This is a genomic window from Novosphingobium sp. KA1 (assembly GCF_017309955.1).
In the GTDB taxonomy this organism is placed as follows: domain Bacteria; phylum Pseudomonadota; class Alphaproteobacteria; order Sphingomonadales; family Sphingomonadaceae; genus Novosphingobium.
In genome coordinates this window covers 415,094-430,241 of record NZ_CP021248.1, presented here as the reverse complement: position 1 = coordinate 430,241, position 15,148 = coordinate 415,094, and the positions used below count along the sequence as shown (strand labels likewise).

Sequence of the window (15,148 nt, the reverse complement as noted above, 5' to 3'; positions counted from 1 at the left end):
GCCTCAGGAAAGAAAGTCGGCAAGTGTCTCGATGTGATGGTTCATCGAGAGCTTCTTGACGTAGCCAAGCCCGGGGAAGTGGCCCTTGGCGTGCAGATCGCGAAATTCCTTGATCGCCGAGGTTTCCAGAAGCTTGGAATTGCCGCTCTCAAGCTTGGCGATCAGCTTTTCCAGTGCCTGTCCGAACTTGCCGGCGGGGTCGGTCGGGGTGTCGTTCGTGGTCGAGACGAAATGGTAGATATACATCACGTCGTCGCGCTCGGGGTCGATGTACGTGAGGTGGATCGCGACTGCATAGGCTGGACCGCCGCCTTCCGAGTAGCTGTCGCCTACCATCAGGAAATCGCCGAAGCCCTTCATGCCCAGATCGCCGTAGGTGATGTGGAGTTCGGAAAACTCTTCCGAAGGGATCTTGGCATATTCGGAGTTCTTGAGGCGCTCGAAGCCATCGCGGACCAGCACCCGGATCGCGTCCGCAAAGGGCTTGCGATAGAGCGTGCTTGCATGCTTCTCGATGAATACGTGGCGGGTGTCCTTGAGGCCGGCGCCAAGCTGGTCGGCCAGAGCCTTCTGGTCCCCGAAACCGGCATGGACGAAGACCGGATCGTGCGCGGCGTGCGCTTCGAAAAGCGCGTAGGCATCATCGAGGTTCATGCCGTCCCGAAGAAGGATGCCTGCCGATATCGCGGCATTGTCTGCAAACTCCTGGGCCAGGAGACCGGAAATGCCGATCCCGTTTTCCTGGTGGTCGCCGACGTATGGGTTGACGATGACGATCGCCTTGCCGCCCGCTTCGCAGACCGTCTGCAAGGCCTTGTGAAGCCCCTTCAGGGTCTCCTTGACCGGTTCGATGATCGGCACAAATCCCGCTTGTGCCATTACCCCCGCTGTCTCACGAATGGTGATGAGTTCGAACTGCTTGCCGCGAAAATAGGGATAGTACATCGCCGGTTTATGCCCACTCCATCGCAATTTCGAGAGGTGTTTCGACCGCGCTGACGACGCGGTCGTGATCGCCGCGCCTGACCGGTATCGAAAGCGCCGCAGCTTGCAGCGAGACCGGAAGTCGCGCAACGAGCTCCGCCAGAGGCACCAGCGAACGCGTCCGTTTCAGCGTCCTGACCATTTCGCGGTGGACGTCGGCTGGGTCCAGCTCGGAAAACAGCGCGCGGAGCACGGCATGACGCCGCGTATTCGGAACATCGGGCGCGGCGATGCCGAGCGACTTCAAGACGGCCACGGCCTCGGCGGATCGCAGGGTCTCGAAGATGGTTGCAGGACAAGTCCGCTCGGGCGCATCCACGGCCTCGCGCACTTGGGTTATCCGGTAGCGCCGGGAAAGCATGAGGATGCCGACATCACCGTCCAGCACGCGCTGGACACCCTCGACATGGTCCTCGCCGACAATGACATTCACGGTCGCAAAGACGCGCTTGTAGTTGGCGACCTGGTTGACGAGGCGCGCTAGAGAATCGCGTTCCGACTTGATCTCGTAGACGCTGGCTGTGCCGTTCAGGATGACGAGATCCGCTTTGCACTCACCGGCGCGCACCTCGTTGAGCATCGAGGCGGTGCGCAGCGAATGCTTGCCGAGAAGGACGTTCTTGGTGACCGCCGCGCGGTAGACGTATTCGTTCCGGCTCCCAGCGGTCTTCAGGCGCGCGAAGGCGGTATCGAATGCCGAACCGACAGTCGCGTCCCTCCCGCAGCGCTCCGCTACGCCTGCCTGGTGCATGAGGCGGCTGAACAAGGGCGAGCGCCCCTTCCTCGCCATTTCCTGGAAAACGGCAGAGGAGAACAGGCGGTCAAGCGCGCTCAGTTCGGATAAGGACGACGTCAATTCTAAAGCTCCGGGAGACGGCGCGCCAGGACGCGGCGTCATGCCAATGATCTAGACTAGTGCCTCCCAGGAAGCGACAATTTTCGGGCCTGGGTTGCTTCCCGGATCGGCGCCGCGGTTTCGGTGACGCCGTTCACCGGAAATGTACGCATCCCGGTGCGGCATTGAGGCGGTCGCCCGCCTGGACTGCCCCTCCGGCATCCTTGTCACCGGACATCGTCCTCGCGCAGTCCTTTGGGAGCCAGTAGCAGGTATTGCCTCGCTGCCAACGCGAACCAGTGCGCGAGGCGAATTCAAGAGCGGGCCGTCCGCACAAGCACGTAAGCGCGCGCAAGGCGAAGCGGGCGGCACTACTTCCCTTAGGCTCATTTCTCGTCCCTGCACTCGCACACGCGTCCGAAGCAGGCGCGCAGATTGTAACCCGCACTCTGCCTGCCTGTCTGCGGGATCAAGTCTTCCGGCCTCGGGCGTTCCTCTGTCTGGGCTTCCCGGGTCTGGACTTCCCGGGCCTGAGCCTCCTGGACCTGAGGTTCCAGGGCGCGATCTTCCCCGGCCAGAGTTTCGCCACTTCGAGCTTCCGAGTTCCGAGTTTCCGGGTCCCGAGTTTCCGCCTCGCCAGTCTCCTGAACCCGAGCTTGACGCCAGCGCGCAGGAGTGATGCCGGTTCGCTTCACGAAAGCTTTCGTAAGATGGCTTTGATCCACAAACCCACATTCAAGGGCGATCTGCGCAAGGGGTAGCTTGTTTTCGCCGAGCAGGCCGCACGCCTTCTCGACGCGCTGCGCTATAAGCCATGCATAAGGCGAAAGTCCGACCGTCTGGGCGAAAGCCTTGATGAAATAGGACGGCGAGAGGTGACACACTCCGGCGACTTGCTTGATGGAGACTTGCTCCGGCAACTTCGCGCGCAGAAATTGGGTCGCAGTCTTCACTTGCCAATCGGCGAGCATCGGCCGCCGGGAGGGGCCCGCGACAACGTATCCACGGCACGGCGCGCGGTCGCGGCACTGTGCCTCGTCAGGACAAAGGGATCGCACCCGGCATTCAGGGCTGTGACGGCATGAACCTTCCCCTGACCATGACGCCCGCGCATGAGATAAAGATTGTCGCCGCCGCGAATGATGCCTGAGCTCGGAAGCGGGCGCGGCGCGCGCGGCGTTTGCTGAGGTAGCCGCGCCCAGGCCGACGCTGTCCGGTCCGACAATACGTCCCGCCGCAGGACCGCAAAGGGCTGCAGCATCTGCACCAGGCACGATGCGGGATGCTCCCGCGGTCATGCGTTCCAAGCCGCCATAGCGACCTCCGTGGGGTTGCAAGTGCCACCGTCTTCCCACCGTGGGATCGACCTGCCACTCTGCGGCCACCACCGGCCGCTAGCGTGCAAACGCCCCGGCATCGGAGGAGGCCCTGTGTTTCCCGTCCCCTGACACTCGGCAAGGCATCGATGCGCCCATGCCCGGAAAATATATTTGGGCCGCCGCCTTCTCTGCGGCGCCGCGCCCGACGCTTCAGGACTCGCGCTGCAGCCGTTCGCGAAGGAATTGCGAAACGCGGTGCAATTCCTTCTGGACGGTACGGCGATGGAGCTTTCGCAAGCGGGCGATTTCGTCGAGGGAGAGATCGTCCCGGAACCTGTCGAGAAAGATCGTCCGCCGCTGCTCGGGCAGCTCTGCGATCGCCTCGAAAACCACCGCCAGATCGCGCCGATCGGCAGCGATCCGTTCGGGGTCGGGAGCCGGATCGGCAAGGCCCGCCACCATTGACGAGGCCATGAGGGAGTAGCGTGCGGTTCCCCGGAGCCTGTTGCGTCCGAGATTGTGCGCCATCCTGCGGATGTAGGCGCGGGGATTGCGCACCGGTCCGATCGCGGGCCCAACCGAAAGCCTTATCCAGGAGTCCTGAAGGGCGTCCTGCGCAGCCTCGCGCGATCCTAGGTCAAACTCAAGCCGTGCAGCCAACTCCTCGTAGATCGATTGCAAAAGGCGCGCCAAGCCGGCGGCATGGTCTTCCGCATGCGGCCCATCCCGGTACTCGGCGCCCGATTCTGGGGGATCGGGAGGGTCCTCGGTCATTTTGCCTCAAATCCATGGAAAGTCGCACCTCGCAGGGTTCGGCAAATCGCCAATCAATCCCCTCATCAAGCTTTCAAAGATGCGCGGGTGAAGGCAGAGGGCCGGTCGTGTTCAGACGCGCGCGTTTCACACTGTCCAAACGGATCTACCCTGTACATACTTGGACTATTAAAATCTTGTCATCATGGATAAGTCTTCGAATATCAACATCATAGACAATTTAATTCAATCACACAATCTTTCTTCTACGCACGCTTCTCGAAAGTAGCGATTGTCAGACAATCAAATTCATGAGTGAATTGGGCATTCGTTTTTCCATTCACAATTGCGGCTACTGCTCCGTTTCGTTTTGGTAGTGACCACAATGAATGCCCACTCCCACCCTGTTGGCACGGCAATGCTCCGGTACGGCGAAGTCGCTCGGGCGACGCCGCACCTCGATGCCAATTCGAGGGCGCTGGAAAGGTTCGATCGGCTCTGGAAAGGGAAGCCGGGATCGTATCATGATCGATTTATCGCAGCTCGATCACGGCCAGTCGGCTGTATCGGAAAACGCAACCAGGATAAGCAACATTGCTTGCGCTTTGCGCAATTGCCGAGAAGCGACATCTACCACATATGGCGCGTGCCTTTCAGGCATCCTCTCCCAAAGACTTTCCAGCCGGCCTTCATGGCCGGCTTTTTTTTCGCCAGCTCAAGGGCTGCATTCCTTGAACCTCGCCGGCTGAATTCGGAGCAAGGTCACGAACACGGGATACTGCACAAGCCACGCGGAAATTTGCAGGAGCCTCTCTTCCTCGCTCTCTCTCTCTCTCTCTCCCTCTCTCCCTCTCTCCCTCTCTCCCTCTCTCCCTCTCTCCCTCTCTCCCTCTCCCCCCATCCACATCGCGCTGCTCTCAGCACGTCCGCCCGGCTCCATCTGCAAATCCTCATCTCTCCGCGAAATGCGGAAGACAGGAGGCACATCCCGCCCTTGCGACTGGCCATGGTGCGGGAACCGAAAAAGAACACGAACCCATTGCCACCGCTGGACAGACGGGTTCATGCCCATTTCCATCGACCTCGGCTCGGCGTCGCACAACGTGAGCCTCACGTCATCAACAGCGTCCCTCGCTGACGCAGATACCGGGCGAGGCACCAAGAGACGCCGGAAAGATCGTATAGTTCGACAGGTCCACGGGATTTCGCTTACACAAGGCCTTCCCTCCACTGACGGGGGCCGCACGTCAGTCCCGAATGCGAACACTTAAAGCGACCGAGACACAATTATCCACGCTATCCACAAGCTGTGGAGAAACTCCCCCTGCCCGACCTGGCCGGTTTTGCAGTATTGTCCGGTCATGTCGATTTTCTGCCTGATCGGCCGGCACAAGCCATCACCCGTATCCCTTTCGCGGGGCAAGAATGACCATTATCTCGCGCTTTGCGACGAGTGCGGCGTTCCTCTCGAGCGGCATACCAGAGGTTGGCGCGCTGTCGGCCCCAGTTCGCTTCCCACCGGCCACAACGCCGCCTCCAACGCCCACTGACTGTCGGACCGATAATCGCGCCAGACTAGGAAATGGTTCAGCGCCTCGTCTTGGTGGCGACCTCCCCAGAGGCCAACCCCTTGCAACAGGAACTCTAGCGGCTTGCGGCTCCAGGCGTGCTGTCGCGGTTCGACGGCGCAAGAAGGCCAGTCGTCGATGGTTAATCGATCGACGCGCGACGCCGCGCGCTACCAGCGCGGGCCTTTGCAAGCCACCGGGTCGATCATGCCCTTAAAAAGCTGATGTAACGCTAGGGTCGATGCTAGAACATCGTCACTATGTTGAGAGCCAGTGCCAAGGCCAACGGAGTTCCAAAGCTGCCTGGGCTCAAAGTCGACAGTGGGCTCGCTGGCCCCGCCGGATAGAAGAGAATGCAGACCAGAGTGCTGCGTCACTGGCCGCACTTACAGTCGATCTGTGCGGAAACAGAGGATTATCACTCCAATCAATAAGCAATATCAGCGAGCAGCCAATTGATTAATAGGCGTTGGATAGGCGATCTCTTCCTAGGGGCAATAATGAATAAGCGCCCCGATCATCACCTAGGGGAGAGGTTATGCGAATTGGGATTTTCGCAGCGACTAGTGCTGCGGCAATCATTCTGCCGAATACGGCTCTAGCGCAAACGACTACTACAGAAGCTCAATCGAACGAAACCGTTTCGCTCGACGAAATTGTGGTCACTGCACAGTTCAGACAGGAAAGTCTCCAGAGGGCGGCCGTTCCCATCGATGTCGTAAGCGGCAATGACATTGCCAATGCCGGGGTCACCAATCCAACCCAGTTGACCGCTGTAGTTCCTGCTCTTCAGATCAGCCAGACCGGAGCCGGTGCCCAGTCGCTTTTCATTCGCGGCGTTGGCACGCTTTCGGCCAACAGCTACACCGATCCGGGCGTCGCTTTCAACGTGGACGGCATCTACATCGGCAGGCCGACTTCGATGCGCAACACCTTCTTCGATCTTGAGCGGGTCGAGGTTCTCAAAGGCCCGCAGGGCACGCTTTATGGCCGCAATGCGACCGGGGGCGCCATCAATGTCATTCCCGCCAAACCCCATCTCGGCGTTTTCGAGGGCAGCGTTGGCGCAGGATATGGAAACTACAACGACCTGAAGCTCGACGCCGCTGTCAATGTCCCGCTCGGAGAGATCGCAGCTCTGCGCGTTGCTGGAACGCTGAACCGCCACGACGGCTATCTCTCGGATGGAACGAACGATGCCAAGAGCTGGGCAATGCGCACGCAGCTGCTCCTGGAACCCAGCGACGCATTCAGCATTCGCTTTTCGGCGGACTACGCCCACGACGGCGGGAACGGGAACGGCTCAGTGATTTCCGCCTATATCGATCCGCTTTCCGGCACGACGACCACATCGCCGGTATCGCGCAGGATCGGCCTCAAGGATCCGCTGAGCTCTGCCATTTTCGAAGGCCAGTACTCGTTCTTGAGTGGCCGCTTTGGCCAGGGCATTGTCGAACAGCCGTTCACCGACAACGACTATTGGGGTTTCAAGGGCGAGCTGGGCGCCGACCTCGGGTTCGCGAAGCTGACTGTGCTTGCGGCGACGCGGTGGTCGGATCTCAACGGGCTCGATTTCGGCGTCGGCTTCCCGGCGTACACGAAACAGAAGGACAACCAGTTCAGCCTCGAAGCGCGCCTTGCTGGCCCCGACGAAGGTTTGATCCGCTGGCTAGTCGGCGCCTACAACTACGACGAAAATATCTCGAGCCAGTATCAGTTCAACATCTACTCGCTCACCTCGTTGCAGAACCTCAAGACCGGAACGACCTCGACCGCCGGATTCGGCCGCCTGACCATTGCCCCGACCGACAATCTACGGTTCGTCGGCGGGATACGCTACACTCATGAGCGCAAGCGTTTCGACGGCGTGAGCAACGTATTTCTCAATATCTGCACCGCACCGACGGTGCCGATCCCGGCCTGTCCCAATGCTCCGTTCTTCGTGCTCGGTCCCAGCGTCGCCGACGTGATCTCCAAGATGAACCTCGTCCAGGTCGCGGCCGGCCCGCCCTCCGTCTTCATCCAGCCGAGCGCTGATGCCGCCCATACAATCTATCAGCTTGGGCCAATTCCGGTCGACGACCATCTCACGACCAACAAGACGACGTTCCGGGCGGCCGTCGAATACGATGTGGCGGCAGAATCGATGCTCTATGCAAGCTTCGAAAACGGCTTCCATGCGGGCGGCTTCGCCTTCGCGCTGCTCAACAACAGCTACGGGCCAGAGACCATCGATGCCTACACGATAGGCTCGAAGAACCGCTTCTTCTCCGGCCGCCTCCAACTCAATTTCGAGGCGTTCCTCTGGAAATACCGCAATCAGCAGATCTCCCATTTCGCGACCGACATCAACGGCGCGCAGGTTTTCATCACCGAGAATGCAGGGAGCTCGACCAACAAGGGCTTCGAGGTCTCGGCGCAGCTGAGGGCCCTTACGAACACGAAGCTGCATCTTGATGCGCAATACCTCGACGCGAAGTATGACGAATTCACCTACGAAGCTCCGACAACCAACGGCCCCGTGGTAACCGGATGCCCGGTGGAAGCTGTTAGCGCATCGCTCGCAAAGGTGGACTGCTCTGGCTTCCGGGCACTTCGTTCGCCCAAATGGACGCTCAACGGCGGCATCGACCAGACCGTGCCGCTCGGTGACTACCGCATCGTTCTGTCGGCGGAAACCCACTACCAGTCGGCAAGCGTAATCGGCTTCGAGATGCTGAAAGGCGTCAGCGAGCAGAAATCCTACTTCATGAGTAACGCCTCGATCGAGTTCGCTCCCGAAAAATCGGACTGGTCGGTTTCCGTATACGTCAACAACATCGAGAACAACCGGCCGTTCGGCCAAAGTGCCTATAACGACCAGCTCGAGGTCTTCACCAGCAGTCCGCTGGCGCCCCGAACTTACGGAATCAGAGCACGCCTCAACTGGTAAGCGCGCTGCGGCCGGCGAATATCTGGGAAAGAGGGCGCCAAGGCGTCCCCTTTCTTCGCACGGCGCAACACATTCCGCACGAGGCAACCGCTAGTGCGGAGGTATAGGGCAACACCCTTCCGCGCTCAGAACCCCCGCGTTTCCTGCCATTTTTTCGCGGATCGACTGCGGGTCTGCCCCGATTGCGCCGGAATACGACACACCGTCATCACTCCCAGTGATAATCGTAATGCGTGTGAGGCTATTGAGTCCTCCCCTGGGCTTCGCTCAACTGATCCAGCCGGGCCAGCGCAGGTCCTGCCCGTGGCATAAAGCCACAGGACGTAAAGGCGCACGGAGAGATGAGATGGCAGCCCTTTTGACCAATGGTCCCGATAGCGCGCGCGCATTCCAGCGCAGCTCGCCGCGGCTGTCGAGCACGCAAAACGGCCGCGCATTGCTCCGGGCGCGCTGCCCACATTCGTGAACCTTACGAATTCCCCTTCAGGATCGGCCCTTTGCTCGTGAACCAAAACGCTTCCTTGACCGCTTCGGCAATGCCTCCCGTTGAACACCCGCGTCAGTCTGCGGCGCCAAGCGCCAAGCTGACGATGACCGAGAAGCTGAGCTACGGCGGCGGCGAGATTGCCGCCAATCTGGCCTGGAACATGGTCACCGGCTTCCTGCTTCTCTATTACACGGACGTTGCTCTCCTGCCCGTTGCCGCACTCGGCACGCTGATGCTGGTCACCCGGGTAGCCGATGCCGCGATCGATCCCATTGTCGGCCTTCTCGTCGACCGGACCAGCAGCCGGTTCGGCAAGGCCCGACCTTACCTTCTGTGGGCGGCGCTGCCATTCGGGCTCATGACGATTGCGACGTTCTCGGTGCCGGATGTCAGCCCGACGCTCAAGCTTGTCTACGCCTACGTGACGTTCACGGTCCTCGGCATCCTATATGCCTTGCTCTACGTGCCCTACAGCGCCATGCAGCCGATGCTGACGAAGGATCCGCGCGAGAAAACGCAGCTCGGCAGTTTCCGCGCCATGGGCTCTTCGATCGCCTCGATCGTCGCTTACGGCGCGGCGATGCCGTTGGTCGGGATGATCGGGAAAGGCGATCGCCAGTTCGGCTTCACGGCCACTGCCGCGATCCTAGGCCTGGCAACGACGGGCATCTTCCTCATCACTTTCCGCAACTGCCGCGAACGCCACTCGCGCGCGGCCACCGGCAAAGGCCGCCCGATTTCCGCCAGCATCCGGCAGATGGTCTCCAATCCGATCTGGCGCCTGACCTTTGCTGCCGCGATGCTGATCTTCATCAAGATCGGCGTGATGGTCTCGAGCTTCGTCTATCTGGCGAAGGATGTGCTGCGCAATCCGGGCGTGGTCTCGATCGCGCTTCCGCTAATGTCGGTAGCCATCCTGATCGGTGGCCTCGTCTCGGGACTGTTCCTGCTGCGCTTCGGCAAGCGGCGCGGCAATATCATCGCGAACAGCGTGACGCTGGCACTGTTTCTCACCCTGCCCTTCGTCGAGCACAACATCCCCCTGTTCGTCGCGATTTTCGCGGTGACGAATGTCGTAGGCGGCATTCTTGCGGCAACGACGTTCATCATGGCCGCCGATGCAGTCGAGTACCAGGACGAGCGCTACGGTGAACGCGCCGAGGGCCTGCTTTCCTCCTCGGTCAGCTTCGCAACCAAACTCGGTATGGCAGTCGGCATCGCCGTCACCGCCTATGCGCTCGGCCTCGCCGGATACTCGCCGCATGCGCCGTCCGAGAGCGCCAATACGGCCCTGCGCTGGGTCTTCTACGGTGGCCAGGCCATACTGATGGTCGGGTTCATCGTCGTCATGTCGCTTTATCGCTTCGAGCACAGCGCCGAGGCACCTTCTTCTAACTAAGGAACAAGACAATGATGGATCATCGCGTGGTCAGCGATGGTGGCCTTACCGGCACCTCGACTGGCTTCGATGTGGATGTGCGCCTTCCCTGGTATCGCACCCTCCCGCTCTCGGTTGTCGAAGTCGTCGAGGTCGTCCTCGATGGCGAGACGATCGAACGCGAAAAGGTTTCGTTCGAGTTGAACGGGGAAAACCTTCGCCTCGACCAGCTCCGCCCCAGAACCGATGACTGGTGGTATGTTCTCGACAGCGCCCTGCTGCATGTCGACCACGAACCTGTCGCCAGTGGAACCGAACACGAAGTCTCGGTCACGATCGCAGTGCGCCCCCCTTACATCCAGGGGCTCAATCGCATCGTCAAGACGACCAAGACCCTGACTGCGAACTGAGGAACCCGCCATGACCACCGTTACCTCCCGGGGACTGAAGCTGGGCACGACCCTCTACAGCCTCACCACCCAATTTCATGCCCGCGAGTACACCTTCGACGAACTGGTCCGCAAAGTGGCCGCCGAGGGTATCGGCCCCGGCCTCGAAGTCGTGGGCTTCCAGAGCATCCGCGGATTTCCCGAGGTCTCCGATGAGTTTGCAGAACACTTCAAGGGACTGATCGACGAGACCGGACTCATTCCCTCGTGCCTCGGCATCAATGCAGATCTGCGCATCGATCCAGATCGTCCGATGACCGAGGACGAAAGCTTCGCCTACCATGTTCGCCAGCTCGAAGCCGCAGCCAAGCTCGGCTTCCCGCTGGTCCGCTATCAGTACCCTGCAGGCCCTTCCGTTATCGAACGTCTGGTGCCCACCGCCGAGAAACTCGACGTGAAGCTCGGCCTGGAAGTCCACGCCCCGCACCACGCGAACCATCCCGACATCATTGCATATCGCAAGATGTATGACCGGGTGAATTCGAGCCATGTCGGCTTCATCCCGGACTTTGGCGCCACCGCCCGCGCCGTACCGCCAAGCTTCTTCGAAGCGCAAATGCAGAACGGTGTGCCGGCAGACCTGATCGCGCTCGCCAAGGACTACTGGATCAAGGACGGCGAGCCTTACGTCCGGCGCGATGCCTACATAGCCGATGCACGCGAGCGCGGCTTCAACGATCGCCACATTATGTCGCTGGTGATCATCTTCGGTCTGTTCTCGAGGGCGCTGCCCAAGAGCTGGGCCGACATCATGCACCAGGTCATCCACGTGCATGGCAAGTTCTTCGATTTCGACGACAACGGCGATGAAATCGCCGTCGACTATGAGGAAATCCTCCCCGTATTCGTCGAGGCCGGGTACGATGGCTTCATGTCCAGCGAGTACGAGGGGCACATGTGGAACGATGCCGACGGCTTCGACAAGATACGCCGTCACCATGCCCTCGCCCGCCGCATTCTGGACAAGATCCAGCCGTGAACGAGGCTGCGTCCGGTACCCGGATCGGGACTCAGCGGCGCGATGTGCTGAAGCTGGCGGGCCTTGGCGGGCTCGCCATCTTCGGTGGAGGGCTGCTCGTGCGCGGTGCAATGACGGCCGAGCCTGTTCTTGCCGCGCGCGCAGCTTCTCCCCTGTTCGTATCGAGGGTATGTGACATCGTGTTGCCGGCGACAGAAACCGCAGGCGCCACTGGGGCCGGCGTCGCACAGTTCCTGCCCAACGCCTTCGTACATGGCCTGTTCGGCGGTGACGGGGGAACGCTCGGCATGTTGGCCTCGTTCCTCGATCGGCGCGTTCCCGGCCGCTTCTTCGATACGGCCAGCCCGGAGGAACAGCTTCGCGCGCTCGAGGCTCTCGACAAGGAGACCTTCTCACACCGCAGGCCTCCCGTCTCGCAGACCTCGGCAGGTGCTGACGGTCCCGCAGCGCTCAGCGAACCGCTCGAGCAGCACCTCTGGCGGATCGTGAAGGATGCTATCGTGTGCAGCTATTACACCACCGAAACGGGCGGCGCGCACGAACTTCATTTCCAGCTGATTGCGGGCGAGGATTACCGCGCGGACGTCGACGTCAACCAAGTCCCGTACCTGTCAAACTATTGGGTAGAGAATGTGTTCTGATGGACATTAGATTCGAGCAGTTTGATGCCATTGTCGTTGGCTCCGGCATCACCGGCGGATGGTCCGCAAAGGAACTCACCGAGCGCGGGCTCAAGGTCCTGATGATCGAACGCGGGCGCATGATCGAGCACCAGACCGATTACACCAACGAGATGAAAGCCCCGTGGGATATGCCCTTCCAGGGGTTTGGCGATGCCAATCTCTACAAGCGCGAATATTTCCTGCAGAGCCAGAAGACGATGTTCTTCAACGAATACACGCAGGATCACTGGGTGAACGACAAGGAGAACCCCTACCAGCAGGCCGAAGGAACGCGCTTCGACTGGTTCCGCGGCTACCAGCTCGGCGGCAAATCGCTGATCTGGGGCCGCCAGTGCTATCGCTGGTCGGATATCGACTTCGGCGCCAACAAGGCCGACGGCCACGGCGTCGACTGGCCAATCCGCTATGCCGACCTTTCGCCGTGGTACGACCATGTCGAGGACTTCATCGGTGTATCCGGGTCCACGGAAGGGCTGGAAGTGCTCCCGGACGGCCACTTTCTGCCCGCGATGGAGATGCGCGCCGCCGAAAAGGTGGTGAAGGAGGCTATGGAAGCCAAGTTCCCGGACCGCCGGATGATCATGGGCCGCTCTTCGAACATCACGAAGCAAGTGGGCGATCGCGGCCCGTGCCAGAAACGTCTGCTCTGCGGTCGCGGCTGCTCGTACGGCGCCTATTTCTCGACCCAGTCCTCGACCCTGCCCGCAGCCCGCAACACGAACCTGCTTACACTGCTGACCGACACCATCGTGGAATCGATCGAGTACGATCCGGCTTCCGGACGAGCAACCGGCGTGCGTACGCTCAACACCAAGACCAGGGTCCGCGAGACCTACTCCGGCAAGCTCATCATGATGAACGCCGGGACCATCAACACCAACGCCATTCTGCTGCGCTCGCGCTCGGAACGCTTCCCCAACGGCCTTGCCAACTCGAGCGGCGTTCTGGGTCGCTACCTCATGGACCACGCGTCCTCGACCGCGGCGGTCGGCCTTGTCCACGGCATCGACAACCGCAGCTATTTCGGCAATCGCCCCAACAACATCATCATCCCGCGCTTCCGCAATGTTGGCGACGATCAGCAGAGCTTCCATCGCGGCTACATGTTCCAGGGCGCCGCTTCCCGGCGCGGATGGAAACGGGGCGGCGACATGGCGGGCCTCGGTACCGAACTCAAGAAAGAGCTCAAGGGACCCGGCGAGTGGTCGCTGTTCCTCGGGGCCTTTGCCGAATGCATGCCCAATGCCGACAACCGCATCACCCTTCATCCGGAGATCAAGGACCCTTACGGCCTCGAGCAAGTCGAGATCAGTTTCCGCTACGGCGAAAACGAAAAGGCAGCGCTTCGCGATGCCGAAGCCGAGGCTCGCAAGATGCTCGAGGCAGCAGGTTGCACTGTCGTCATGAGCTCGGCCGAGCCCGATCCAGGCGGCTCCTCGATCCATGAAATGGGCGGCGCCCGCATGGGCAACGATCCATCCAAGTCGGTGGTCAACGCCTGGAACCAGGCTCACGACGTACCGAACCTTCTGGTTACCGATGGCGCCTGCATGAGCTCGACGGCGTGCCAGAACCCCTCGCTGACCTACATGGCGCTGACCGCCCGGGCCTGCGATGCAGCGGTCTCTCGCATGAAGGAGCACGCTCTGTGAGGCGGTTGCGGATGGGCATGGTCGGCGGCGGCCCCGGGTCCTTCATCGGCCCCGTGCACCGCATCGCTGCCGAACTCGACCGCGAAATCGAGCTCGTCGCCGGCGCTTTCAGCAGCGACGCCGAGCGCTCCCACCAAGCGGGCGAGAGCTATCGGATTGACCCTGCGCGCGCCTACGCCGACATCGAGTCGATGCTGCGCGCAGAGGCAGCACGCGAGGACGGGATCGATTTCGTTGCAGTAACGACGCCCAACTTCCATCACCTTCCCGCCGTGAAGGCCGCGCTTGCGGCAGGCGTGCCGGTGATCTGCGACAAGCCTGCCACCGCCACTCTAGCCGAGGCCGAGGAAATGGCCGCGCTGGTTGCCGATGCAGGGCTACCTTTCGCGCTGACCTACACTTATTCCGGCTATCCGCTGGTGCGCGAAGCACGGGCGCGGATTGCGGGCGGCGCGCTCGGCGCGATCCGCAAGGTCGTGGTCGAATATCCGCAAGGCTGGCTCGCCGCCGAGGCCGAGGGCAAGCAGGCAGAATGGCGCGTCGATCCCGCGCGGGCCGGGCTCGGCGGGTGCATTGCCGATATCGGTGTCCATGCCTTCCAACTGGCAGAGTTCGTGACCGGTCTTCGAGTGACGCGCCTCCTCTCCGACCTTGGTGCAGTGGTGCCGGGCCGCGTGCTCGACGACGATTGCCAGATCCTGCTGCGCTTCGAGAACGGAGCGCGCGGCGCGCTCCTCGCTAGCCAGATCTCCGTGGGCGAACGCAATGGCCTTGCCTTGCGTGTCTATGGCGAGAAGGGAGGGCTCTGCTGGCGGCAGGAGAGCCCGAACGAGCTGCGCCTTTACCAACTCGATGGCCGGACCGAACTGGTGCAGGCGGGCGATCCCGGCCTTGGTGCGGATGCGGTGGCCGCCAGCCGCACGCCGGGCGGCCATCCGGAGGGTTATCTCGAAGCCTTCGCCAACCTCTATCGCGATTTCACGAAGCAGCTGCGCGGCGAGCCGGGTTCTCTGGTTCCCGGCATGCCTGATGGCCTGCGCGGAATGCGCCTGATCGACCTTGCCGTGCGCGCCAGCCGCGATGACCTCGGCTGGACCGCGTTCCCCGCCTGACCGAAGCGAGAGAACCC

At 61.4% G+C, this 15,148-nt stretch carries 11 protein-coding genes; 7 read left to right on the top strand and 4 right to left on the bottom strand.

Annotation, left to right across the window (positions count from 1 at the left end; genetic code table 11):
- Positions 1 to 3 precede the first annotated feature (3 nt).
- The 4 genes from CA833_RS19695 to CA833_RS19680 all read right to left on the bottom strand — a co-directional run bounded on the left by CA833_RS19695 (position 4) and on the right by CA833_RS19680 (position 3,912).
- Positions 4 to 945: a sce7725 family protein gene (locus CA833_RS19695; protein ID WP_207080884.1), complete on the bottom strand. Its 942-nt coding sequence runs from the start codon at positions 943 to 945 to the stop codon at positions 4 to 6.
- Between the two features lie 7 nt (positions 946 to 952).
- Positions 953 to 1,882, bottom strand: coding sequence for a sce7726 family protein (locus tag CA833_RS19690; protein WP_207080883.1), 930 nt, complete (start codon positions 1,880 to 1,882; stop codon positions 953 to 955).
- Between the two features lie 323 nt (positions 1,883 to 2,205).
- On the bottom strand, positions 2,206 to 2,772 hold the full coding sequence (locus CA833_RS19685; RefSeq protein ID WP_242526546.1) for an AraC family transcriptional regulator: 567 nt from the start codon (positions 2,770 to 2,772) through the stop codon (positions 2,206 to 2,208).
- Positions 2,773 to 3,348: 576 nt separating this feature from the next.
- Entirely contained in the window at positions 3,349 to 3,912 is a 564-nt protein-coding gene (locus tag CA833_RS19680) for an RNA polymerase sigma factor (RefSeq protein WP_207080881.1), read from the bottom strand.
- A gap of 2,085 nt (positions 3,913 to 5,997) precedes the next feature.
- Between CA833_RS19680 and CA833_RS19675 the strand changes: the two genes are divergently transcribed.
- From CA833_RS19675 to CA833_RS19645, 7 genes are all read left to right on the top strand, one after another.
- Positions 5,998 to 8,391, top strand: a complete 2,394-nt coding sequence (locus CA833_RS19675; protein ID WP_207080880.1) for a TonB-dependent receptor — start codon at positions 5,998 to 6,000, stop codon at positions 8,389 to 8,391.
- Between the two features lie 536 nt (positions 8,392 to 8,927).
- Positions 8,928 to 10,277: an MFS transporter gene (locus tag CA833_RS19670; protein ID WP_207080879.1), complete on the top strand. Its 1,350-nt coding sequence runs from the start codon at positions 8,928 to 8,930 to the stop codon at positions 10,275 to 10,277.
- Between the two features lie 11 nt (positions 10,278 to 10,288).
- Positions 10,289 to 10,666, top strand: a complete 378-nt coding sequence (locus CA833_RS19665; RefSeq protein WP_207080878.1) for a DUF6379 domain-containing protein — start codon at positions 10,289 to 10,291, stop codon at positions 10,664 to 10,666.
- Positions 10,667 to 10,676: 10 nt separating this feature from the next.
- Positions 10,677 to 11,684, top strand: a complete 1,008-nt coding sequence (locus CA833_RS19660) for a sugar phosphate isomerase/epimerase (protein WP_207080877.1) — start codon at positions 10,677 to 10,679, stop codon at positions 11,682 to 11,684.
- The gene (locus CA833_RS19655; RefSeq protein ID WP_207080876.1) at positions 11,681 to 12,325 is read left to right on the top strand and encodes a gluconate 2-dehydrogenase subunit 3 family protein; all 645 of its coding nucleotides are present in this window, start codon (positions 11,681 to 11,683) and stop codon (positions 12,323 to 12,325) included. Before CA833_RS19660 ends, CA833_RS19655 begins: the two co-directional genes overlap by 4 nt.
- The gene (locus tag CA833_RS19650) at positions 12,325 to 14,019 is read left to right on the top strand and encodes a GMC oxidoreductase (protein ID WP_207080875.1); all 1,695 of its coding nucleotides are present in this window, start codon (positions 12,325 to 12,327) and stop codon (positions 14,017 to 14,019) included. Before CA833_RS19655 ends, CA833_RS19650 begins: the two co-directional genes overlap by 1 nt.
- On the top strand, positions 14,016 to 15,131 hold the full coding sequence (locus tag CA833_RS19645) for a Gfo/Idh/MocA family protein (RefSeq protein WP_242526545.1): 1,116 nt from the start codon (positions 14,016 to 14,018) through the stop codon (positions 15,129 to 15,131). The genes CA833_RS19650 and CA833_RS19645 overlap by 4 nt, the downstream gene beginning before the upstream one ends.
- Positions 15,132 to 15,148 lie beyond the last annotated feature (17 nt).

What these genes read in the sequence shown, in the direction of transcription:
- CA833_RS19665 (WP_207080878.1), top strand. Translation starts at nt 10,289, where the DNA reads ATGATGGATCATCGCGTGGTCAGCGATGGTGGCCTTACCGGCACCTCG.
- CA833_RS19675 (WP_207080880.1), top strand. Translation starts at nt 5,998, where the DNA reads ATGCGAATTGGGATTTTCGCAGCGACTAGTGCTGCGGCAATCATTCTG.
- CA833_RS19695 (WP_207080884.1), bottom strand. Translation starts at nt 945, where the DNA reads ATGTACTATCCCTATTTTCGCGGCAAGCAGTTCGAACTCATCACCATT.
- CA833_RS19660 (WP_207080877.1), top strand. Translation starts at nt 10,677, where the DNA reads ATGACCACCGTTACCTCCCGGGGACTGAAGCTGGGCACGACCCTCTAC.
- CA833_RS19690 (WP_207080883.1), bottom strand. Translation starts at nt 1,882, where the DNA reads ATGACGCCGCGTCCTGGCGCGCCGTCTCCCGGAGCTTTAGAATTGACG.
- CA833_RS19670 (WP_207080879.1), top strand. Translation starts at nt 8,928, where the DNA reads ATGCCTCCCGTTGAACACCCGCGTCAGTCTGCGGCGCCAAGCGCCAAG.
- CA833_RS19680 (WP_207080881.1), bottom strand. Translation starts at nt 3,912, where the DNA reads ATGACCGAGGACCCTCCCGATCCCCCAGAATCGGGCGCCGAGTACCGG.
- CA833_RS19650 (WP_207080875.1), top strand. Translation starts at nt 12,325, where the DNA reads ATGGACATTAGATTCGAGCAGTTTGATGCCATTGTCGTTGGCTCCGGC.